This is a genomic window from Pseudomonas sp. GW821-FHT01C01, assembly GCF_059422645.1.
In genome coordinates this window covers 26,999-49,802 of sequence record NZ_JBWKXF010000036.1, presented here as the reverse complement: position 1 = coordinate 49,802, position 22,804 = coordinate 26,999, and the positions used below count along the sequence as shown (strand labels likewise).

Below are 22,804 nucleotides of genomic sequence, written 5' to 3'. Positions count from 1 at the left end.
CAAGCTCGCTCCTACAGATGCAAAAAGCCCCGCATCTGCGGGGCTTTTTTGTTGATTACGCGGTGGCTTTCTTCGCGTTGATCTTCTTCAGCTCTTCATCGCGCAATTCACGACGCAGGATCTTGCCGACGTTGGTGGTCGGCAGTGCATCGCGGAACTCCACGGAGCGCGGGACCTTGTAGCCGGTGACGTTGGCGCGCATGTGCTCCATCACCTGTTCCTTGGTCAGGGTCACGCCCGGTTTGGCAACGATGAAAATCTTGATCGCCTCGCCCGACTTCTCGTCCGGTACACCGATGGCCGCGCATTGCAGCACGCCCGGCAGGGTGGCCAGCACGTCTTCGAGTTCGTTCGGGTAGACGTTGAAACCGGATACCAGAATCATGTCTTTCTTGCGATCGACGATGCGCATGTAGCCGTCCGGCTGGATCAGCGCGATATCACCGGTCTTCAACCAGCCTTCGCTGTCGAGGATGTCATCGGTGGCTTCCTGGCGCTGCCAGTAACCCTTCATGACTTGCGGGCCCTTCACACACAGTTCGCCGATTTCGCCCAGCGGCTGCTCGACACCGGCATCGTCGATGACTTTGCACAGGGTCGACGGCACCGGAATGCCGATGGTGCCGACCTGGATGTGCTGGATCGGGTTCACCGTCGCCACCGGGCTGGTTTCGGTCATGCCGTAGCCTTCGCAGATGGCGCAACCGGTCACCGCTTTCCAGCGTTCGGCCGCCGCCAGTTGCAGGGCCATGCCGCCCGACAAGGTGACTTTCAGCGCGGAGAAGTCCAGCTTGCGGAAGCCTTCGTTGTTGCACAGGGCCACGAACAGCGTGTTCAGGCCGACGAAACCACTGAACTTCCACTTCGACAGTTCCTTGACCATCGCCGGCAGGTCGCGCGGGTTGCTGATCAGGATGTTGTGGTTGCCCGCCAGCATCATCGCCATGCAATGAAAGGTGAAGGCATAGATGTGGTACAGCGGCAGCGGTGTGATCAGAATCTCGCAACCTGCATTGAGGTTGGAACCCATCAGCGCCTTGCACTGCAACATGTTCGCCACCAGGTTGCGGTGGGTCAGCATCGCGCCCTTGGCCACGCCAGTGGTGCCGCCGGTGTATTGCAGCACCGCGACATCGCCGCTGGCCGGGTTGGCTTCCGCCACGGGTTGACCCAGGCCTTTGCTCAGCACGTCGTTGAACTTGATGGCTTTTGGCAAGTGATAGGCCGGCACCATCTTCTTCACGTACTTGATGACGCTGTTGATCAGCAGACGCTTGAGCGGTGGCAGCAGGTCGGCGACTTCGGTGACGATCACGTGCTTGACGCCGGTTTTCGGCACCACGGTTTCCGCCAGGTGCGCCATGTTGGCCAGGCAGACCAAGGCTTTGGCACCGGAGTCGTTGAACTGGTGTTCCATTTCCCGTGCGGTGTACAGCGGGTTGGTGTTGACCACGATCAACCCGGCGCGGATGGCGCCGAAGACGGCAACCGGGTACTGCAACACGTTGGGCAGTTGCACGGCGATTCGATCGCCTGGCTGCAAATCGGTATGCTGTTGCAGGTAAGCGGCAAAGGCACCGGACAATTCGTACAGTTCACCGTAGGTGATTGTCTTGCCCAGGTTGCTGAATGCCGGCTTGTTGGCGAAGCGTTGGCAGGATTGCTTCAACACTGCCTGAATATTCGGATACTCGTCTGGATTGATGTCGGCAGCAATCCCAGCTGGGTACTTATCCTTCCAAAAGTCTTCGATCATGGAAGCCCACTCCTCAGCAACGCGAATTCAGCACCGCATTTGATGCGATTATTATTGGTGTTTGGCCATTGGTGAATCTGGCTGATAGAAGGCCGAGAAGTCACAAAGCGCGCCGAGAGTAGCAGCTTTGCCAAGGGTCGACTAGAGCCAAAAGCGGCCTCTACGGTCACTTTTGTGACTCAAGACTTGCAAGCAGTCATTTTAGAGCAAAAATTCTATATATCCCCTGAAAGCCCCGAAAATCGGGGCTTTCGCGCTAAAACTGTAGGAGCGAGCTTGCTCGCGAAAAACGTCCGGACGACGCGATCATTCAAACAGGGCGCGTTATCGTTGACGTCCATCGTGAGCAGGCTCGCTCCTACAGGGATCGGCCATTCAGCGATCAGGCGATATCACGCAACTCCCGCCGCAGGATCTTGCCCACCGGCGTCATTGGCAACGACTCACGCAGCACGATGTGCTTCGGTACTTTGTACGCCGTGAAGTTCTCCTTGCAGTAGGCCTTCAACTCTTCAAGGCTGACGCCCGCTTCACGGGCCACCACGAACAGCTTCACCGCTTCCCCCGACCGCTCGTCGGGCACACCGATGACCGCACAGTTGGCGACCTTCGGGTGGGCCATCACCACGTCTTCGATCTCGTTCGGGTACACGTTGAAGCCCGAGACAATGATCATGTCCTTCTTGCGGTCAACGATGCGCACGAAACCGTCCGGGTCGATCACCGCAATGTCACCGGACTTGAACCAGCCCTCGGCATCCAGCACCTCGGCCGTGGCATCGGGCTTCTGCCAGTAGCCCTTCATGATCTGCGGGCCTTTGATGCACAACTCGCCGCGCTCACCCAGCGGTTGTTCGACGCCGTCATCGCTGATGACTTTCAGCGTGGTGCCTGGCACCGGCAGGCCGACCGTGCCGATCCGCGACTGGTCGCCATACGGGTTGGTACAAGCCACCGGCGAGGTTTCGGTCAGGCCGTAACCTTCGGTGATGCGGCAACCGGTCAGTTGTTCCCAACGCTCGGCGGTGGCCTTGACCAGCGCAGTGCCGCCGGAGTTGGTGAGCTTGAGGCTGGAGAAATCCAGGGTCTTGAAGTCCGGGTGATCCATCAGCGCGACGAACAGCGTGTTGAGCCCCAGCAGCGCCGAGAAGCGCCAGTTCTTCAGTTCCTTGATGAAGCCGCCGATGTCCCGCGGGTTGGTGATCAGCACGTTGTGGTTGCCCGTCACCATCATGCACATGCAGTTCGCGGTGAAGGCATAGATGTGGTACAGCGGCAGCGGCGCGATCATGACCTCCTGGCCTTCGCGCAACAACGGCTGGCCGTCACTTCCATGCTGACTGAGGCAAGCCCGCGCTTGCTGCATGTTCGCCACCAGGTTGCCGTGGGTCAGCATCGCGCCCTTGGCCAGGCCGGTGGTGCCGCCGGTGTATTGCAGCACGGCGATGTCGTCGAGGCCGACGTTCAGCGGCTTGATACCCAGGCCTCGGCCCAGGCGCAGCGCGCTCTTGAAGGAAACTGCCTGGGGCAAGGAATAGTCCGGGACCATTTTCTTCACCTTGCTGACCACGGTATTGACCAGCCAGCCCTTGGCGGCAGGCATCAGGTCGCCCATCTTCGCTTCGATCAGGTACTGGATATCGGTGTCGGGCAGGACTTCCTGGACTTTCTGCCCGAACACGTTCAGGTACACCAGCGCCCGGGCACCGGAGTCCTTGAACTGATGACGCATTTCCCGCGCGGTGTACAGCGGGTTGGTGTTGACCACGATCAGCCCGGCGCGCAAGGCGCCGAACACGGCAATCGGGTAATGCAGGACGTTGGGCATCTGCACCGCAATGCGGTCCCCTGGCACCAGGTCGGTGTGGGCTTGCAGGTAACCGGCGAAGGCGGCGCTGTGGCGTTCCAATTCGGCGTAGGTCAGGGTGATGCCCATGTTGCTGAACGCGGGGCGGTCAGCAAACTTCTTGCAGGAACGCTCGAACACCTCGATCACCGACTTGTAGGCCCCCAGGTCGATATTCAGGGGGACGCCGGCCGGGCGTTTGTCATTCCAGAAATCAGGTTGCATTGTTCTTGTCCTCTTTACCTGAATCTATCCGGGGCCACTTTTCTGTCATTTCTCTCTGATCCCTCAAAGGAGAAAGCGAAAAGCGGAGCTTCACGGACACTAGCAGCTATGGCGATTCAGGCAAATATGCCGAAAGCCGTCATTGATCGTGTGAATCTTCCTGCCTTGCTGCGGGCTGATCAGACGCGTGCAACGGGATGCGCTATACAATGCAACGACTCAGTGCAAAGGAACCGCCATGATCCATGACACTTTCTGGCTGACCACGAGCGACCACAGCCGTCTCTTCGTCAACCAGTGGCTTCCCGACGGCAGCCTCAAGGCAATGATTCTGCTGGCCCACGGCATGGCCGAACACAGCGGGCGCTATGGACCTCTTGCGGAAAAACTCTGTGATCAGGGCTATGGTGTGTGTGCACCGGACCTGCGTGGACATGGCAAAACTGCCGAAAACGGGACCCTCGGGCATTTCGCCGATGACGACGGCTGGTGCAAGGTCGTCAGCGACCTGGCGTGCCTCAACCAGCACATCGGCCAGCAGCACCCTGGCGTACCGATCGTGCTGCTCGGCCACAGCATGGGCAGTTACATCGCCCAGGCCTATCTGCTGCACCACAGTGCCAGCCTGCACGGTGCAATCCTCAGCGGCTCGAACTTCCAGCCAGTGGCGCTTTATCGCGCGGCACGGCAAATCGCCCGTTTCGAACGCCTGCGCCAGGGTGGGAAAGGACGCAGCGCATTGATCGAATGGCTGTCATTCGGCTCGTTCAACAACAAATTCAAACCGGCCCGCACGCCGTTCGACTGGCTCAGCCGCGACCCGGCGCAGGTCGATCTGTATGTCAACGATCCGCTCTGCGGCTTTCGCTGCACCAATCAACTGTGGATCGATTTGCTCGGCGGGTTGCAGCAAATCAGCAAAGCGTCCAATCTCGCGCAGATCGATCCAGGCCTGCCGCTGCTGGTGATTGGCGGTGAATGTGATCCAGTGAGCGAAGGCAAACGTCTGAAGGGGCTGGCCGACGCGCTGCGAGCGGCCGGCAGCCAGCACCTGCAACTGACCGTTTACCCGCAGGCGCGGCACGAACTGTTCAACGAGAGCAACCGCGATGAAATCATCGCCGATGTGCTGAACTGGATCGCACAAGCCTTGAGCACGCCTCGGCCGCACCGATCCGAATAGTTTTTTTGTGAATTTTTTAATTCGTCACAGGAATTGAGACAGATGACCCAGGTTACCAACACCCCTTACGAAGCCCTCGAAGTCGGCCAGACCGCCAGTTTCAGCAAGACCGTCGAAGAGCGCGACATCCAATTGTTCGCCGCGATGTCCGGCGATCACAATCCGGTGCACCTGGATGCCGAATACGCCGCCAGCACCATGTTCAAGGAGCGCATTGCCCACGGCATGTTCAGCGGCGCGTTGATCAGCGCGGCAGTCGCCTGCGAATTGCCTGGACCGGGCACCATCTACATCGGCCAGCAAATGAGCTTTCAGAAACCGGTGAAGATCGGCGACACCCTGACCGTGCGCCTGGAAATCCTGGAAAAACTGCCGAAGTTTCGCGTGCGCATTGCCACTCGCGTGTTCAACCAGCGCGATGAGCTGGTGGTGGACGGCGAAGCGGAAATCCTCGCGCCACGCAAGCAACAGAGCGTGACGCTGACAACATTGCCGGCCATCAGCATCGGTTGATCGGCTGGTATAAAACCATGTGGGAGCGGGCTTGCTCGCGAAGGCGGCGTGTCAGTCAACATTATTGTTGAATGTTAAACCTCATTCGCGAGCAAGCCCGCTCCCACAGTTGTTTCAGCGTGCACGCGCCTGGTTACGCAGGGCTTTGACCTGATCGTGATTACGCTGCAGGCCGTGGTACTGACGCTCAACCAGGTCACGAATGCCCACCAGGTTGTGCTTGTTGATTTTCTCCATGGCGTTCCGATAAGCCTTCAATGCATGGTCCTCGCCGCGCTCGGCTTCATTGAGTACGGACTCCTCGCCCTTGCCGCTGAACATCGACTTCACGTCGACCCAACGACGGTGCAGGTCGCCGCTGACACTGGTAGAGGTTTGCGGATCGCCCCCCATCGAACGCACGGCAGACTGCAATTGCGCAGCGGCCGTACCACAATCGGCCGAATGCTTGATAAACAGGGTTTTGAGTTCAGGGTGCTTGATGTCTTCAGCGCAAGTCTTGAACCCGGCCTGACCGTCCTTACTGGTTTCAATCAGGTCGTTGAGTACAGAAATCGCTTCTTTGTTCATGTCGGTCATTTTTCAATTCCTTGCGGTGGATGAAAGGTGCAATGACCATTGCACCCTGCATGCCAGCTTGGAATTGTCTATTTATTCGTTATTTTTCAAACAGTTACCAGATATCAATAAATCTGTATCCGTTTTATTTGCATGATCTGTCATTTGGCCTGCATGCAGAATGCCTGTATTTTCCAGACTGACTGAATCAAGACGACCGATCGATGAATCCTGAAAAGCTCGAACTGCTGATCACCCGCGAAATGCCCTTCGGCAAGTACAAGGGTCGAATCATTGCCGACCTGCCCGGCCCTTACCTGAACTGGTTCGCCCGGGAGGGTTTCCCCCATGGCGAGTTGGGCGGACTGCTGGCCCTGATGCAGGAAATCGATCACAACGGTTTGTCGGACTTGCTCGAACCGCTGCGCGCCAAACACGGCAAACCTGCCCCGCGCCACTGAATCACCTACCGAGTAGCCCATGCCCGACAACACCCGCCGCGCCCGTGATGAAGCCTTCTGGCAAACCTTTGCCGACCGCTACGATGTCGAACCCGGCCCGCTCAACCTGGAGAACGGTTACTTCGGACGCATGTCGCGCACGGTGGTCGAGGAATACCAGCGCAACATCGAGCTCATCAACCGCAGTAACTCGGTCTACGTGCGCCAGCGCTTCGAGCAGGGCGACAGCCTGAAGATCCGCGCGCAGATGGCAAAGCTCATAGGCGTCCCCGGCGAAAGCATCGCCCTCACCCGCAACGCATCGGAAGGTTTGCAGTCGCTGATCCGCAACTACAACCGTCTCCAGCCCGGCGACCAAGTGCTGTTCTGCGACCTGGAATACGACACGGTCAAAGGCGCCATGCGCTGGCTGGCGCGTAATCGCGGCGTTGAAGTGATCGAAATCGAACACGCGCACCCGGCAACCTTCGACAGCCTGCTCAATACCTATCGTGAAGCCTTCGCACGGCATCCGCGGCTGAAGCTGATGGCGCTGACCCACGTCACCCACCGCACGGGCCTGGTGATGCCGGTGCAGGCAATTGCAGCCGCCGCGAAAGAACATGGCATCGATGTCATCCTCGACGGTGCCCATGCCCTCGGCCAGCTCGAGTTCAACCTGACTGAGCTCGGTGTCGCCTTCGCCGGCTACAACCTGCACAAGTGGATTGGCGCGCCGCTGACACTCGGCTTCATCTACATCGCCCCCGAACGCCTGGCCGATATCGATCCGGACATGGGCGAGATGCATTTTCCGTCCACTGACATTCGCGCCCGTACCTCATACAGCACCCCCAACATCCCCGCGCTGCTGACCCTGCCGCTGGTGCTCGAAGAACATTGGGCGATGGGCGGTGCCGCGGCCAAAGGAGCGCGGCTCAACTATCTGCGCAACCGCTGGGTCGGTGCGGCGCGGCGGTTGCCGGGTGTCGAAGTCCTGACCCCGGATGACCCGCGCCTGTATTGCGGCATCACTTCGATGCGTTTTACCCGACATGCCGACCAGCAAGTCATGGTCGAGCGCCTGCTCAATGAGTACAACCTGTTCACGGTGACGCGCAGTGGCGCGGCGTGCGGACCGTGCATCCGCATCACACCGGGGCTTACCACCACCGCGCACGACATGGATACGCTGACCAGGGCACTGACCGAACTGGGCTGACGTCAGACGGTGTACTTGTCAAAGTCCTCGGGCTTGATCTGTGACGACACGGCGAACGTGTCGATGCCGATGGTCATCTGCCCGAAGTATCCGTCTTCAGGCGAAGACCGCCCCAGGGTGTGGACGTTCAAGGTCGATTCTTCACCGCCCATGGTTGTATAAAAAAAGTCCTGATCGTTGATCAGTGCCGGCACGGCTCGACCGCTGTACGGTCGGGTGCAAAGTACCGAGCGCGAGGCCACCTCAGGCAGGTAAAGCTGCCCGACCCAGGCGACATGCCGCTCTTGCAGATAGTTGTTGCCGGCTGTGATGCGCACGGCGACGTGAATGTGCAAAGCGCGGCCGGCGTAAAAACCCGGATAGATCGTGGTGAAGCGCACGATGCCCGACTTGTCGGTGAACTGCCCGCCGCGCAGGTAGGTATCGTCATCGGTTCGCGGGACTGCGCCTATGTCACCGGTATCGACCTCGACATCCGGGTTGATCTTGCTCCAGCCGGAATAGGCGCCCCGTGCGTTGCAGTGCCAGATGTCCACCAGCGCATCCGGGACCGGCTCACCGGTCATGGCATCGACGATGGCAAGCCGCAGTACCAACGGAATGCCATCGGCGCCTTCGCTGATGTTTCTACGGATCAGTTTCGGATTGCGGAAATACGGGCCGGCAATCTGTTCGGGGGACAGCAGGTAAACCGGTGCTGAGGGGACTGCGAAGGTGTTGTCTTCCATGACGTTCTCTCTTCCATAAGATGAACGCAGGCTAGCACCGGTCGGTTTTCGGTATGCGGTAACTATGTATCGCATGATGTCTTTTTTTGTGTGGGAGCGGGCTTGCTCGCGAATGCGGGGTGTCAGGTAACGTTGATGTCGACTGACACTCCCTCTTCGCGAGCAAGCCCGCTCCCACAGGGGGGGGATGAGTCGATCCAGGCAACTTTCTTCAGGCAAAAAAAAACGGTGCGCCGACCAAGCGCACCGTAAAGCCGTAGAACACACAACGAGGTGTCGGGTGAAGCGATCAGTCCAGCAGCGCCAGGGCCTCGGCGGTGCATTCCTGAATGCGGGCCCAGTCGCCGTTCTTGATCCACTCCGGATCAAGCATCCAGCTACCGCCCACGCACATGACGTTTTTCAATGCCATGTAGCTCTTGATATTGGCCGGGCCAACGCCGCCGGTCGGGCAGAATTTCACTTCGCCGAACGGGCCGCCCAGGGCCTTGATGGCCGCGACGCCGCCGCTGACTTCCGCCGGGAACAGCTTGAAACGGCGGTAACCCAGACCGTAGCCTTCCATGATGCCCGAGGCATTGCTGATACCCGGCAACAGTGGAATCGGGCTGGCGACGCTGGCTTCCAGCAGGTCACGGGTGATGCCCGGCGTCACGATGAATTGCGAGCCCGCCGCTTCCGCCGCCGCCAGCATGTGGCGATCAAGCACGGTACCGGCACCGGTCACCAGCTCCGGGCGCTGCTCGCGCAGAATCTGGATCGCCTTGAGGCCGAATTGCGAACGCAGGGTCACTTCCAGGGCCGTCAGGCCACCGGCCGCGAGGGCGTCAGCCAGCGGCAGAACGTCTTGCTCGCGGGCGATGGTGATCACCGGCAGAATCCGCGCTTTCGCGCAGAGGCTGTCGATCAGGGCAACTTTGTCCGCCATGGAAACGGTCGGGGATGGGTTTGTCATAGCGGCTGTTCCTTGGCTCATGGGCACCAGTAAATCTCTAACGTGGGTTGCAGAAATGCGCGAACCGGCATTGCGGCGACATCGTCACCCGCCAGTGCGGTACTCAGGGTGGTCAACTTGGACTGACCGGAAATCGACAGGACCTTGTGCTTGGCCGAGGCCAGCAGCGCGCGGCTCATGGTCAGGCGCTGATGCGGTACGGTCGGCGCCAGCATCGGCCAGCAACGACGGACACCATCGGCCTGCAATGCCTCGGCAAGGTTCGGGCTGTTGGGGAACAGCGACGCGGTGTGACCGTCATCGCCCATGCCGAGCACCAGCGCGTCGATCACCGGCAGCTCGGACAGCAAGCGGTCAGCCTGCTCGGCCGCCTGTTCAAGGTTGGCACTGGCGCTGTACAGGCTCAGGAACTGCGCCTTGGCCGCAGGCCCCTGCAACAGATAACGCTTGATCAGACCGGCGTTGCTGTCGGCGTGTTCGACCGGCACCCAGCGCTCGTCGGCCAGGCTGATCACCACGTTCGACCAGTCCAGCGTCTGCCTGGCCAGGTGCTGGAAAAACGCCACCGGGCTGCGGCCACCGGAAACCACCAGGGTCGCAGTGCCCTGGGTCTCGATCGCCTCGCTCAGTTTATTCGCCACGTTCAGTGCCAGGCTTTCAGCCAGCAACACCGGGCTCTTGAACGCATGGGCGCTGACGCCCTGCGGCAACTTCAAATCAGATATCGCCATACCACGACCTCCCGTCCCGCGTGATCAGTGCAATGGAGCTCATCGGCCCCCAGGACCCGGCCGCGTACGGCTTGGGCGCATCACCGGATTTTTTCCACCCGGCGATCAACTGGTCACACCACTTCCACGCGGCTTCGATTTCATCTTTACGGACAAACAGGTTCTGATTGCCGCGCATCACTTCCAGCAACAACCGCTCGTAGGCATCGGGAATCCGTGCGCTACTCCAGGTATCGGAAAAATTCAGCTGCAACGGACCGCTGCGCAGCTGCATGCCTTTGTCCAGGCCTTGATCTTTGGTCATTACACGCAAGGAAATGCCTTCGTCCGGCTGCAGGCGGATAATCAGCTTGTTGCTGATTTGCAGGCGCTGCTCGGGAGCGAAGATGTAGTGCGACGGTTCCTTGAAGTGGATGACGATCTGCGACAGCTTCTGCGGCATGCGCTTGCCGGTACGCAGGTAAAACGGCACGCCGGCCCAGCGCCAGTTGCGGATGTCGGCACGCAGGGCGACGAAGGTTTCGGTGTCGCTCTGGGTATTGGAGTTGGGCTCTTCGAGGTACCCCGGTACCGATTTGCCTTCGCTGTAGCCGGCGATGTACTGGCCGCGCACCACTTGCGTGGTCAGGCCTTCCGGGCTGATCGGCGCCAGGGCCTTGAGCACTTTGACCTTCTCGTCGCGGATGCTGTCGGCGGACAGGTCGGCCGGCGGGTCCATGGCGATCAGGCAGAGCAATTGCAGCAGGTGATTCTGGATCATGTCCCGCAGCTGGCCGGCCTTGTCGAAGTAACCCCAGCGGCCTTCGATACCGACCTTTTCGGCCACGGTGATTTCCACATGGGAAATGTAATTCTGGTTCCACTGGGTTTCGAACAGGCTGTTGGCGAAACGCAGGGCGATCAGGTTCTGGACGGTCTCTTTGCCCAGGTAGTGGTCGATGCGGTAGGTGCGGTTCTCCGGGAAGAACTGCGCCACGGCGTCGTTGACCTTGCGCGAGGACTCCAGGTCCGAACCGATGGGCTTCTCAAGCACCACACGGGTGTTTTGCGCCAGACCGACCTTGGCCAGGTTCTCGCAGATCGCGCCGTAGACGGCTGCCGGCGTGGCAAAGTAGGCAATGACACGTTGCGTGGTGCCGGCAACTTCGGCCAGGGCCACATAATCTTCGGTTTTGAGGAAGTCGACGTGCAGGTAGCTCAGGCGCGCCAGGAAACGCTCGACCACGGCTTCATCCAGCTCTTTGGCACCGACGTAGCGGCGCAGCTCGGAGGCGATGAACGTCAGGTGTTCCTGCTCGCTGCCAGGCTCACGGGCCAGCGCGATGATGCGCGTGTCCTCGTGCAGCAGGCCGGCACCGTCGAGTTGATAAAGGGCAGGAAACAGCTTGCGCAAGGCCAGATCGCCAAGGGCGCCGAACAAGGCAAAGGTGCACGGTTCAACCGTAATCGAGAGCATGATGTTTGTTCTTTTATCAAGTTAAGCTACAAATACCTTTTTTCAAGGCATCACTCAAGGGAAAATGTAGTAATAACCACAACATTTTCGCAAAATACAGATTCCGAGTGGTGGTCAGTCGGAGCCATCAGTAGGATAGGCCACCGTTACGGGCCTCACCAAAGGCCCTTTTTGCATTAGCCGCGCGCTTATCGGCGCCGGTGAATCAAGGAATCCCATATGGACCGCGTGCGAAATTTACTGGAACAAATCCAGAATCGCCTTGAAGAGCTGAACAAGGCCGAACGCAAAGTCGCCGAGGTGATCCTGCTCAACCCGCAGCAGGCTACCCGGTTCAGTATCGCCGCCCTCGCCCAGGCTGCTTCGGTCAGTGAACCAACGGTCAACCGTTTCTGCCGTTCGTTCGGTGTCAGCGGTTACCCCGAGCTCAAACTGCAATTGGCGCAAAGCCTGGCCAGTGGCGCCGCGTATGTCAGCCGCGCGGTGGAAGCCGACGACAACCCTGAAGCCTATACCCAGAAGATCTTCGGCAGCGCCATCGCCTCGCTGGACAGCGCCTGCCAGGCGCTGGACCCGAACCTGATCAGCCGCGCTGTCGACCTGTTGATCCAGGCGCGGCAGATCCACTTCTTCGGCCTCGGCGCCTCGGCCCCGGTGGCACTGGATGCGCAACACAAGTTCTTCCGTTTCAACCTCGCCGTCACGGCCCACGCGGATGTGCTGATGCAGCGCATGATTGCTTCGGTGGCGCATACCGGCGAGTTGTTCGTGATCATTTCCTACACCGGCCGCACCCGCGAACTGGTGGAAGTGGCGCGTATCGCCCGGGAAAACGGCGCCTCGGTCCTTGGCCTGACCGCCGAGAACTCGCCACTGGCCAAGGCCAGCACCCTGAGCCTGAACATCCCGCTGCCGGAGGACACCGACATCTACATGCCGATGACTTCGCGGATCATTCAACTGACCGTGCTGGACGTGCTCGCCACCGGCATGACGTTGCGCCGAGGCGTGGATTTCCAGCCACATTTGCGCAAGATCAAGGAGAGCTTGAATGCGAGCCGGTATCCGGTGGGTGACGAGTTCAACTGACCGGTCCTGAATCTTTATTGCTTTCAAGGACGCCTTCGCGAGCAAGCCCGCTCCCACAGGGGAATGCATTCCAAATGTGGGAGCGGGCTTGCTCGCGAAGGGGCCAGTCGAGACACCGCAGATCCTGAATTACCCCCCCACCCGAGCCTGCAAACTCAAATGCGCCCGTTCCCCAGGCGCAAGGCACAGGCTGTCGGTGCCGCCGCTTGCTGCCTCTACGCAAACGAATTCGGATATCTCGTTCCAGGTCACGCCGAGCAACGGACGTGAACCGGGATGCCAGACCACCGTGTCGGCCGTTTCGCCAGTGTCGATGCACAACGCCCGCTGCCAGGCGTGGTCATTGAGCTGCAATTCGCCATCATGCTGGAACACCCGCTGGCAACCGCCGTCCACACGCAACTCGCCTTCCTGCTGACAAACCTGCCGGCTCAACTGGTCGTAACCCTGCGCACCTTCGAGCCCAGACAGCGCTACCTCACTGACATCGCCAATACGCCAGTAAGCATGCAAAGCCTGGCTCAACTGGCACGGCATGTCATCCTGATGCTCGGTGCTCAGGCGCAACTCCATGCGCTCCCCCAGGTGCGCGTGCAGGTCTACCTGCCAGTCGCACAACTTCAATTGCCAGTGCAAACGCACGCCATCGTCGTCACAGCGGCTGTCGAGCAGCTTCCAGTCGAGCAACCGGGCCCAGCCATGGGACGGCCAGGCGTTTTCGCTCGGATGCCGGCCATACCACGGCCAACACACCGGCACGCCACCACGAATGGCCCCGACCTGCGGCCACTTCGCCGCGCACCACAACCAGGGCTTTTGCCCCTTGGGCTGGAAGTGCAACAACTGCGCACCCTGACGACTGAACACCGCTTGGCACAGAGGATGATCGATCACCAGCACGTCGCGCATCTGATAGCGCTCCCACGCGAACACCGGACGTTCGCGCAAGGATTTGAAGAAGCGTTGTAGCGGATGCTCAAGCATGTGCCACGATCCTGAAAATCATCGGTGTACTCATCTCTCCAAACAGCCTGTGCTTATTTTTGTGGCGAGGGAGCTTGCTCTCGTTGGACTGCGCAGCAGTCCCTTTTTTGGGGGTGCTTCGCACCCCAGCGGGAGCAAGCTCCCTCGCCACAAAGCATCCCCTCAAGCCCACCTTGTCGCTACAAAAAAAAGCGGACAGCCATGGCTGTCCGCAAATATGCGCACATGGAGAGAAGCTTATCGCAGACGCGTCAGAACACCGACTGAATTTTCAGGCCGGCCACCAGCGCGTTGTCGACTTGATCCACACCACCCGGGTGCGTGATGTATTGCAGGTTGGGACGCACGGTCAGCCAGTTGGTCACGTGGAAACCATAGTTGAGCTCGTAGTTGTATTCGGTTTCACGAATGGGCGAGAACACCGGATCGTTGTAGTCCGAAACACCGTTGGCCGCGTTGGTCAGCTCGGCGTTTTTCTTCACGTCATCGTTGACATGGATGCGGGCGAAACCGATGCCCACGTCATCCTTCGGACGCGCATCGAAAGGCCCCTTGTACACAAACATCAGCGACTGGTAGTTGTCGATGAAGTTGGTGTCCTTGTCGTGGAAGGTGGCGTTGGCGGCAATGTTCAGACCTCGAGAGGTGTCGCCATTGTGGCTGGTGAGTTGCTGCTGCGCGACGAACCAGTAACCGTGCTTGCTATCGTGGACGCGGAAAGGGTTGCCGGTGGTCGCTGCGTCCTGACCGTTGTCGTCCTTGAGAACGTCATCAGCAGGGGCTGTGCTTTTGTAGTAACCGACACGGTATTCGCCCGGCAGGCTGTTGACCTTCGGCGACCAGACCAGTTCGACTGGCAGGACGGTGCCATTGGTACCACTGCCGCTGAGCTTGAAGCCGTTACCGTGTTCCAGTTGCGACGTGTTCTGGTTGTACGCGCCGATCTGGGCGTAGAGCTCGTCATTGATGTTGTATTTCACGCGGATTGCGGCCTGCATCACCGGCCAGTTGTACCAGATGTTGGTGGCCCAGTTACCCACCTGGGATCCGCAGAACGCCAGGTTCTGGAATTCGCAAGGGAAGGTGTTGAAGTCTTCACCTTCGCCGAAGTAACCGGCCTTGACGTCCAGTTTGTTATCGAAGAACTGATGCTGAATCCACAACTGGGTCAGACGCACCATATGACCACGACCAAAGACTTCCTGGGAGGAACTCAGGGTGCCGGCACGCGGGTCGCCGATACGGTCGTTGGAAATGTTCTCACCGTTACGGTTGGTGAGCTGAATCTTGGCCTGGGTGTTGTCCCAGCCCAGCAGTTTTTCCAGGTCCAGCGCCGCGCCCAGGCCGAACTGATCGCTGTAGCGCGCGGTCTTGTCGTCGTTAAAGCCGCCATGGAGGTTGGCCCCCACTTCACCGACGTAGTCCATCTTGATGTCGATGCCTTGCTCGATCAGCTTGGTACGCTCGCCACCCCAGTCGCCCGTCATCCACTTTGAGTCGGAGCTGAACGCTTCATCGGCCATCGCATTGCCGGCCAGAACCAGTGCTGCCGCTGCTGACACTTGGCAGATCAACCGGGCCTTGTTCTTCATCTTCATCCCTACATCCTCGTTTTATTGTTATTAACTTTTCTTTTCCAACGCGGTTACCTGTAGGAGCGAGCTTGCTCGCGATGGCCTCAAATGCACCGCGTCCACCCAGACGGTGCACGTCATCGTTAACGTCCATCGCGAGCAAGCTCGCTCCTACAGTCCTGTTCTTTAGCGGCCTTTGAATTGGGCCACGTTATCAGCGTGCACCTCGGTTTTCGGCACGCCGGCAACACCCAACCGCTCACCGCTCTTGGCATCGAACAGCAGCACTTTCGCCGGATCGAATTGCAGGGTCAGGGTCTCGCCCACCGCCGGCGCCACGTCCGGTGCCAGGCGGCAGCAGACCTTGGTGTCGTTGAGGTTGACGAACACCAGGGTGTCGGGACCGGTCGGTTCGGTGACCTGGACTTCGGCACGAATGGTCGGCAAACCATTCGCTTCGCCATTGGCCAGAATGATCTGTTCAGGGCGCATGCCGAGGATCACTTCGCGATCTTCAAGACCGGCGTCCTGCATACCCAACGGCAACTCGCAACGGGCCTGGCCGCTGTCGAGCAGCGCCAGCAGACGACCATCCTTGCGCTGCAGGCGCAGCGGGATGAAGTTCATTGGCGGCGAACCGATGAAGCTCGCCACGAACAGGTTGGCCGGGTTGTTGTAGATGTCTTTTGGCGTACCGAACTGCTGGATGATCCCGTCCTTCATCACCGCCACCTTGTCGCCCAGGGTCATGGCTTCGATCTGGTCGTGGGTCACGTAGACCGTGGTGGTTTTCAGGCGCTGGTGCATCAGTTTCATTTCGGTGCGCATCTCGACCCGCAGCTTGGCGTCGAGGTTGGACAGTGGTTCGTCGAACAGATAAATCTTCGGCCGCCGCGCCAGTGCACGGCCCATCGCCACACGTTGCTGCTGACCACCGGAGAGCTGGCCAGGCTTGCGATTGAGCAGGTGTTCGATCTGCAACAGCTTGGAAACCCGAGCGACTTCTTCGTCGATTTCGGCAGTCGGCATTTTGCGAATCTTCAGGCCGAAGGCGATGTTGTCGCGCACGCTCATGGTCGGGTACAGCGCGTAGGACTGGAACACCATGGCGATGTCGCGATCCTTGGGGCTCATGCCGCTGATGTCGGCGTCGTCCACCAGGATCGCGCCGCCGCTGATGGTTTCCAGGCCGGCGATGCAGTTCATCAAGGTCGACTTGCCGCAGCCCGACGGGCCGACCAGGATCAGGAACTCACCGTCATCGATTTTCAGTTCGATGTTTTTCAGGGTGTCCGGCAGGCCGGGGCCGTAGGTCTTGTTGACGTTGCGTAATTCGAGAGTTGCCATGTTTCTACCCCTTGACCGCGCCGGACGTCAGCCCACGCAGGAAATACTTGCCAGCGAAAATGTAGACCAGCAGTGTCGGCAGCCCGGCGATCATCGCGGCGGCCATATCAACGTTGTATTCCTTGGCCCCGGTGCTGGTGTTGACCAGGTTGTTCAGGGCCACGGTAATTGGCTGGGCATCGCCACTGGCGAAGACCACGCCGAACAGGAAGTCGTTCCAGATCTGGGTGAACTGCCAGATCAGGCAGACCATCACGATCGGGATCGACATCGGCAGCAGGATCTTCAGGAAGATCGTGAAGAAGCCCGCGCCGTCGAGCCGTGCCGCCTTGACCAGCGCATCCGGAATGCTCACGTAGTAGTTGCGGAAGAACAGCGTGGTGAATGCCAGGCCGTAGACCACGTGCACCAGCACCAGGCCGGTGGTGGTGTTGGCCAGGCCGAACTTGCCGAGGGTGAACGAGGCTGGCAGCAACACGGTCTGGAACGGCAGAAAGCAGCCGAACAGCAACAGACCGAAGAACAACTGCGAGCCACGGAAGCGCCACATCGACAACACGTAGCCGTTCATCGCGCCGATGAAGGTCGAGATCAGCACCGCCGGCACGGTGATTTTCACCGAGTTCCAGAAGTAGCCGCCGACCACGTCCCAGGCCTTGATCCAGCCAATGCCGTCGATCACGGTCGGCCAGCTCAGCAGGTTGCCGGTACGGATGTCTTCCGGGGATTTGAAGCTGGTCAGCAGCATCACCACCAACGGGATCAAGTACACCGCAGCCGCCAGCAACAGGGTTGCGTAGATCGCGATGCGGCTGAAACTCAGGGTCGGTTTACCGAGTTGATTAGTCATGGCGTTTGCCTCGCAGCTCGGAGTACAGGTACGGCACGAGGATGGTCAGCACGGCGCCGAGCATCAGCATGGCGCTGGCCGAACCGATGCCCATCTGGCCACGGCTGAAGGTGAAGGAATACATGAACATCGCCGGCAGGTCGGATGAATAACCCGGGCCGCCCGCGGTCATCGCCGCGACCAGGTCGAAGCTCTTGATCGCGATGTGCGCCAGGATCATGAAGGCACTGAAGAACACCGGACGCAGGCTCGGCAGGACGATCTTCAGGTAGATGGTCGGCAGGCTCGCACCATCGACTTGCGCGGCGCGGATGATCGACTGATCGACTCCGCGCAGGCCGGCCAGGAACATCGCCATGACAAACCCGGAGGCTTGCCACACGGCGGCGATCACCAGGCAATAGACGACGCGATCCTGATCCACCAGCCAGTCGAGACGGAAGCCTTCCCACCCCCAGTCACGCAGCATCTTGTCCAGGCCCAGGCCCGGGTTGAGCAGCCATTTCCATGCGGTACCGGTGACGATCATCGACAGCGCCATCGGGTACAGGTAGATGGTGCGGATGAAGCCTTCCTTGCGAATGCGCTGGTCCAGCAGCACGGCGAGGAACACGCCCAGCACCAGGCTGATGCCGATGAACATGCCCCCGAACACCGCGAGGTTCTTGCTCGCGACCCACCAGCGGTCGTTGTCCATCAGGCGCATGTATTGCTGCAGGCCGACCCACTTGTAGCTCGGCATGAAGCTGGAATTGGTGAAGGACAGAATGAACGTCCAGATGATGTAACCGTAGAAACCTACCAGCACGATCAGCATGCTCGGCGCGAGTACCAACTTGGGTAGCCAGCGTTGCAGCGCATCGAACGGTGAGGCTTTGCTGAAAACCGCCACAGAGCTCATCGGGATAATCCAGGTTTAGAGAAATGAATCGACACGGTGATCCCTCGTGGGAGCGGGCTTGCTCGCGAATGCGGTGTGTCAGTCGACATTAATGTTGAATGTCAGTCCGCATTCGCGAGCAAGCCCGCTCCCACATTGGGTCAGGCTGTGTCAGGGATTACTGGGCCGCTTTGACAGCCGAGGCCAGTTGCGCGCTGGCCTTGGCCGGGTCTGCGTCCTTGTCGTTCATGAAGTTGGTGACCACGTCGAAGATCGCGCCCTGCACGGCCAGGGACGTGGCCATGTTGTGCGCCATGCTCGGTTGCAGGCCGCCGGTCTTGTCGTCCGCGATGAAGTCCTTCGCTGACTTCTGCGCGCACTCGTCGAAGCCGAGCTTGTCCATTTCGTTCAGCATGTCGTTACGCACCGGGATCGAACCCTTGTTCATACTGAAGACTTTCTGGAAGTCGGTACCCAGCGCCACTTTGGCCAGGTCCTGCTGGGCAGCGATGTCACCCTTGCGATCAGCCTTGAGCTTGAACACCGCCAGGGAGTCGATGTTGTAGGTGAAGGCTTTTTCAGTGCCCGGGAACGGTACGCACTGGTAGTCCTTGCCCGCGACTTTCTTCGCTGCAGTCCACTCGCTTTTCGCCCAGTCGCCCATCATCTGCATGCCGGCCTTGCCGTTGATGACGTCGGCAGCGGCGATGTTCCAGTCACGACCGGCGCGGTTCGGGTCCATGTAGCCGGTGATCTTTTTCAGCTCGGCGAACGACTGGGTCATCTGCGGGCCGGACAGGGTTTTCTGATCCAGGTCGACCAGGGCTTTCTTGTAACCGTCAGCGCCCATCACCGAGAGCACCACGTCTTCAAACACGGTGCTGTCCTGCCAAGGCTGACCACCGTGGGCGAGCGCGATGAAGCCTGCGACTTTGAGCTTGTCGCCGGCGGCATAGAATTCTTCGAGGGTCGTCGGGGCTTTTTCGATCCCGGCTTTCTTGAACACTTGCGGGTTGATCCACAGCCAGTTGACGCGGTGGATGTTCACCGGTACGGCGACGTAGTCACCTTCGTACTTCACCGTGTCGGAAACTTTCTTCGACAGCAGGCCATCCCAGTTTTCCGCTTTGGAAACGTCTTTCAACGCGTCGGTGCTGAGCAGGCCAGTGCTGCCCCACTCCTGGATGTCCGGACCTTTGATCTGTGCAACGCCCGGCGGGTTACCGGCAACGGCGCGACTCTTGAGTACGGTCATGGCCGTGGAACCGCCACCACCGGCGACTGCGCCGTCCTTCCAGGTGAAGCCGTCTTTTTCGACTTGAGCCTTCAGGACATCGACCGCTGCTTTTTCACCACCGGAAGTCCACCAGTGAACGACTTCAACGGAACCTTTGGATTCGGCGGCAAGGACACTGAGGGGGAGCGCAGACAGGGAAGCGAGAGAAATGACAGTAGCGAGGCGAGAAATTGCATTCATCTAGGAGCACCTTTCTTGTTGTTATGCATGCAAGTCTGTTGCTTGCGCTGCATAGGATTTTAAACAGGCGCCATCCCCCGGCAGGTAACGAAGGGACGCGCGTATGTCACCGCATGGTTACATAGAACCGCTCTGGGACAGCTGCGCCAGCGCACTGACCATGCTCGGTGCCAAGGGCAGGCGCGGAATCAGCACGGCTTGCCAGGCGTGGTAAAGATCAGGCTTGCCGGGCCAGATATCGGCACTCGGGCGGTTCAGCGGGTCGAGTTCGTGATGCCAGCTGCCGCCCTCGCGGTCGATGAAATGACGGTCACAGAACTCCCAGAATAGTCGGTACCACTGTTCGTACTGCGCGTCCCCGGTGCGCTTGAGCAAGGCACTCGCGGCGGCGCTGGCCTCGCAATGAGTCCAGTGCAGGCGATGGCGGACCACCGCTTTGTTGTCCCAGTCCAGGGTGTAGACAATGCCCGGCGCGCCATCGATGTCCCAGCCGTGGAGGCAATTGTGCTCGAAGAGTTTTTGCGCGTCGGTGACCAGCCAGCCCGGCGTGAGCATCCCGGCTTTCACCCGCGAAGCTTCGAGGTGCAGCAACAGCCGCGCCCACTCGAAACCGTGGCCCGGGGTGGTGCCGTAAGGGCGGAAGCCGTCAGCCGGATTGTCGCGGTTGTAGTCCCGCAGTGGCTGCCAGTCGCGGTCGAAATGCTCGATCACCAGGTAGTCATTGGCGGCGGCGTGGCCATGGATCACGCGTTCGACGATGCGCTGGGCGCGGCACAACCAGCGGTTGTCATCGGTGACATCGGCCAGGGCGAGGAAGGCTTCGGTGGCGTGCATGTTGCTGTTGGCACCGCGATAGGCTTCTTCGCAACTGAAGTCGCGGTTGAAGGATTCGCGCATCGCGCCTTCTTCTTCGCTCCAGAAACAGGTGTCGATGATGTCGATTGCATCAACGAGCAAGGCTTGTGCACCGGGACGCTGCGCGACCACCGCAGAACTGGCGGCCAGCGCGACGAAGGCGTGCAGGTAGGCGTTCTTGCCGGTGTTGCCGTCGCGATGTTCGGCAACCGCGAACCAGCCGCCATGCAGCGCATCACGCAGTGGCCCACGCAGGGCCGCAACACCGTGATCCACCAGCTCGGCAAAACCCGGCAAGCCCTGAATGTGAGCCATGGCGAAGCTGTGGGTCATACGCGCAGTGTTCATGGTCCATGCTTGCGCATCAGCCGGGAGGCGACCCTTTTCATCGAGGTTGCCGAAGCCTTCAGGCAGCTTCGAAGCCTTGGCGAACGCCAGCAGGCGCAAGCCTTCGGCGGCAAGCCATTGCTGATGGGCAGGTGAATTCAGCCAACTGCTGAAGGCCGGTTGGAAGGTGTCCATGGCGTACCTTTTTTGTTGTTATGACTGCTGGGCAGTCTAAACAACGGACGAAGGTCGGCTTGTAACGAAGGGGGAGGGTTATGTCACCAGGCTGTGACAAAGACACCTGTAGGAGCTGGCTTGCCAGCGATGACATTCTTGAATACGCCATCGCCGGCAAGCCGGCTCCTACAGGGACGGGTGCGTCAGTCGATTGAGCGTGGCAACTGCAGGGTCACCCGCAATCCGCCCTCACGCAAATTCTGCAAGCTGACCTCACCACCATGGCTGTGAGCAATGTTGCGGGCAATCCCCAGCCCCAATCCATACCCCTGCTGTTGCCCGGCCAGGCGGAAGTGCGGTTCGAACACCTGCTCCAGCCGCTGCTCCGGCACACCCGGCCCTTCATCATCGACATGCAGGATGAACGCGCTTTCGTCGTCATCGATGTGCAGGTGCGCCTTCTGCCCGTACTTCAACGCATTGTCGATCAGGTTACCGATGCAGCGCTTGAGCGCCAGCGGTTTGCCCGGGTACGGCGCCAGCGCCCGTCCCTGCTGGGTCACGCGACCATTGCCGATGGGGGCCAGGTACGGTTCCACCAGACAGTCGAGTACATGATTGAGATCCACCGGCTCGATGTTCTCGTGGATGTCGGTGTCTTTCACGCATTGCAGCGCGCCCTTGACCAGCAACTCGAGCTCGTCCAGATCGCGCCCGAACTTGGCTTGCAGCTGTTCGTCTTCGAGCAACTCCACCCGCAGCCGCAGCCGGGTGATCGGCGTGCGCAAGTCGTGGGAAATGGCGCTGAACAACTGGCTGCGCTCGGTCAAGTAACGGCTGATGCGTTCGCGCATGGTGTTGAACGCGCGCCCAACCTCGACCACTTCGCTGCCCCCGCCTTCGGCCACCGGTTCCACGTCGGCTCCCAACGACAGATCCCGTGCCGCCCGCGCCAGGCGCTTGAGCGGACGACTCTGCCAGTGCACCAGCAGGCCGATGAACAACAGCAAAAAGCCGCTGGTCAGGACGATGAACCACACCTGCTGCGCCGGCAGGCCCTGCTCTTCAAGACTGGTGTAGGGCTCGGGCAACAGCGAGGCGATGTACAGCCATTCGCCCGGCGCCATCTGGATCTGCGTGACCAGCACCGGCGGGTTCACCGGCTCCAGGGTCAGCGCGTAGTGCGCCCAGGAGCGCGGCAACTCATCGAGTTTCAGGCCGCCATTGAAGATGCGCAGGTCCTCAGGGCTGACGAAGGTCACCGAGATGTCAGTGTCCTGGCCGAGGGACTGGCGCAGCACTTCGTCCACCGCTTTGAGCACCGCCTCTTTGCGCGGGGTGATGGGCAGGACTTCCATGCCCAGGGGTTTGTCGTTGAGCGTCACCACGAACCGGGTGCCGCCCATGCTGCGCAACTGATCGAGCACCAAGGGCCGAAACGCCACCGGCAACGAACGGAAATAACTGACACTGGCCGTCATCGAATGGGCCAGGCTGCGGGCGCTGGTGACCAGGCCCGCGAGCTGCGTGGCGCGCAATTGCGAAACCCAGATCACGCTCGACAGCGTCTGGGCGAACAACACCGCCAGCAAGGTCAACAGCAACATGCGCCCGAGCAGCGAGCGCGGCAT

20 protein-coding genes are annotated in these 22,804 nt (G+C 60.1%); 5 read left to right on the top strand and 15 right to left on the bottom strand.

The features are described from left to right. Nucleotides 1–55: 55 nt before the first annotated feature. Nucleotides 56–1,756, bottom strand: coding sequence for a long-chain-fatty-acid--CoA ligase FadD1 (gene fadD1, locus AC07XF_RS20150; RefSeq protein WP_495027847.1), 1,701 nt, complete (start codon nucleotides 1,754–1,756; stop codon nucleotides 56–58). A 382-nt stretch (nucleotides 1,757–2,138) separates the two neighbouring features. Next, the gene (fadD2, locus tag AC07XF_RS20145) at nucleotides 2,139–3,827 is read right to left on the bottom strand and encodes a long-chain-fatty-acid--CoA ligase FadD2 (protein WP_204933250.1); all 1,689 of its coding nucleotides are present in this window, start codon (nucleotides 3,825–3,827) and stop codon (nucleotides 2,139–2,141) included. A gap of 238 nt (nucleotides 3,828–4,065) precedes the next feature. Here fadD2 and AC07XF_RS20140 point away from each other — a divergent pair, with 238 nt between their 5' ends. Both AC07XF_RS20140 and AC07XF_RS20135 read left to right on the top strand, forming a co-directional pair. After that, nucleotides 4,066–5,010 (top strand): alpha/beta hydrolase, encoded by a 945-nt coding sequence (locus AC07XF_RS20140; RefSeq protein WP_495027846.1) that lies wholly within the window; start codon nucleotides 4,066–4,068, stop codon nucleotides 5,008–5,010. A 42-nt stretch (nucleotides 5,011–5,052) separates the two neighbouring features. Then, the gene (locus AC07XF_RS20135; RefSeq protein WP_007995982.1) at nucleotides 5,053–5,523 is read left to right on the top strand and encodes a MaoC family dehydratase; all 471 of its coding nucleotides are present in this window, start codon (nucleotides 5,053–5,055) and stop codon (nucleotides 5,521–5,523) included. 114 nt (nucleotides 5,524–5,637) lie between these two features. On the opposite strand, the gene AC07XF_RS20130 is transcribed toward AC07XF_RS20135, so the two are convergent. Continuing rightward, nucleotides 5,638–6,102: a ferritin-like domain-containing protein gene (locus AC07XF_RS20130; protein ID WP_495027845.1), complete on the bottom strand. Its 465-nt coding sequence runs from the start codon at nucleotides 6,100–6,102 to the stop codon at nucleotides 5,638–5,640. Nucleotides 6,103–6,305: 203 nt separating this feature from the next. Here AC07XF_RS20130 and AC07XF_RS20125 point away from each other — a divergent pair, with 203 nt between their 5' ends. Together AC07XF_RS20125 and AC07XF_RS20120 are read left to right on the top strand one after the other, a co-directional pair. Next, the gene (locus tag AC07XF_RS20125; protein ID WP_003227425.1) at nucleotides 6,306–6,542 is read left to right on the top strand and encodes a DUF3820 family protein; all 237 of its coding nucleotides are present in this window, start codon (nucleotides 6,306–6,308) and stop codon (nucleotides 6,540–6,542) included. 19 nt (nucleotides 6,543–6,561) lie between these two features. Continuing rightward, on the top strand, nucleotides 6,562–7,743 hold the full coding sequence (locus AC07XF_RS20120) for an aminotransferase class V-fold PLP-dependent enzyme (RefSeq protein ID WP_495027844.1): 1,182 nt from the start codon (nucleotides 6,562–6,564) through the stop codon (nucleotides 7,741–7,743). A gap of 2 nt (nucleotides 7,744–7,745) precedes the next feature. Here AC07XF_RS20120 and AC07XF_RS20115 read toward each other — a convergent pair whose 3' ends face one another. From AC07XF_RS20115 to zwf, 4 genes are all read right to left on the bottom strand, one after another. Then, on the bottom strand, nucleotides 7,746–8,471 hold the full coding sequence (locus AC07XF_RS20115) for an intradiol ring-cleavage dioxygenase (protein ID WP_495027843.1): 726 nt from the start codon (nucleotides 8,469–8,471) through the stop codon (nucleotides 7,746–7,748). 289 nt (nucleotides 8,472–8,760) lie between these two features. Beyond that, the gene (locus AC07XF_RS20110) at nucleotides 8,761–9,426 is read right to left on the bottom strand and encodes a bifunctional 4-hydroxy-2-oxoglutarate aldolase/2-dehydro-3-deoxy-phosphogluconate aldolase (RefSeq protein ID WP_007974446.1); all 666 of its coding nucleotides are present in this window, start codon (nucleotides 9,424–9,426) and stop codon (nucleotides 8,761–8,763) included. 17 nt (nucleotides 9,427–9,443) lie between these two features. Beyond that, complete coding sequence (gene pgl / locus AC07XF_RS20105) at nucleotides 9,444–10,157, bottom strand: 6-phosphogluconolactonase (RefSeq protein ID WP_495027842.1); 714 nt, start codon at nucleotides 10,155–10,157, stop codon at nucleotides 9,444–9,446. After that, complete coding sequence (zwf, locus tag AC07XF_RS20100) at nucleotides 10,144–11,613, bottom strand: glucose-6-phosphate dehydrogenase (RefSeq protein WP_495027841.1); 1,470 nt, start codon at nucleotides 11,611–11,613, stop codon at nucleotides 10,144–10,146. Before zwf ends, pgl begins: the two co-directional genes overlap by 14 nt. A gap of 228 nt (nucleotides 11,614–11,841) precedes the next feature. Between zwf and AC07XF_RS20095 the strand changes: the two genes are divergently transcribed. Beyond that, nucleotides 11,842–12,702 carry a MurR/RpiR family transcriptional regulator gene (locus AC07XF_RS20095; RefSeq protein ID WP_170948639.1) on the top strand — a complete coding sequence of 287 codons (861 nt, stop codon included), beginning with the start codon at nucleotides 11,842–11,844 and terminating at the stop codon, nucleotides 12,700–12,702. A 129-nt stretch (nucleotides 12,703–12,831) separates the two neighbouring features. On the opposite strand, the gene AC07XF_RS20090 is transcribed toward AC07XF_RS20095, so the two are convergent. From AC07XF_RS20090 to AC07XF_RS20055, 8 genes are all read right to left on the bottom strand, one after another. Further along, nucleotides 12,832–13,686 (bottom strand): D-hexose-6-phosphate mutarotase, encoded by an 855-nt coding sequence (locus tag AC07XF_RS20090; RefSeq protein ID WP_495027840.1) that lies wholly within the window; start codon nucleotides 13,684–13,686, stop codon nucleotides 12,832–12,834. Nucleotides 13,687–13,937: 251 nt separating this feature from the next. Beyond that, nucleotides 13,938–15,284: a carbohydrate porin gene (locus AC07XF_RS20085; protein ID WP_495027839.1), complete on the bottom strand. Its 1,347-nt coding sequence runs from the start codon at nucleotides 15,282–15,284 to the stop codon at nucleotides 13,938–13,940. A 162-nt stretch (nucleotides 15,285–15,446) separates the two neighbouring features. Then, nucleotides 15,447–16,607 carry an ABC transporter ATP-binding protein gene (locus AC07XF_RS20080; protein WP_495027838.1) on the bottom strand — a complete coding sequence of 387 codons (1,161 nt, stop codon included), beginning with the start codon at nucleotides 16,605–16,607 and terminating at the stop codon, nucleotides 15,447–15,449. 4 nt (nucleotides 16,608–16,611) lie between these two features. Further along, nucleotides 16,612–17,457: a carbohydrate ABC transporter permease gene (locus AC07XF_RS20075; RefSeq protein ID WP_495027837.1), complete on the bottom strand. Its 846-nt coding sequence runs from the start codon at nucleotides 17,455–17,457 to the stop codon at nucleotides 16,612–16,614. Further along, entirely contained in the window at nucleotides 17,450–18,358 is a 909-nt protein-coding gene (locus AC07XF_RS20070; protein ID WP_110661155.1) for a carbohydrate ABC transporter permease, read from the bottom strand. The genes AC07XF_RS20075 and AC07XF_RS20070 overlap by 8 nt, the downstream gene beginning before the upstream one ends. 157 nt (nucleotides 18,359–18,515) lie before the next feature. Beyond that, entirely contained in the window at nucleotides 18,516–19,814 is a 1,299-nt protein-coding gene (locus AC07XF_RS20065) for an ABC transporter substrate-binding protein (protein ID WP_495027836.1), read from the bottom strand. Between the two features lie 117 nt (nucleotides 19,815–19,931). After that, nucleotides 19,932–21,191 carry a D-mannose isomerase gene (locus tag AC07XF_RS20060; protein WP_495027835.1) on the bottom strand — a complete coding sequence of 420 codons (1,260 nt, stop codon included), beginning with the start codon at nucleotides 21,189–21,191 and terminating at the stop codon, nucleotides 19,932–19,934. Between the two features lie 185 nt (nucleotides 21,192–21,376). Continuing rightward, nucleotides 21,377–22,804 carry an ATP-binding protein gene (locus AC07XF_RS20055; RefSeq protein ID WP_495027855.1) on the bottom strand — a complete coding sequence of 476 codons (1,428 nt, stop codon included), beginning with the start codon at nucleotides 22,802–22,804 and terminating at the stop codon, nucleotides 21,377–21,379.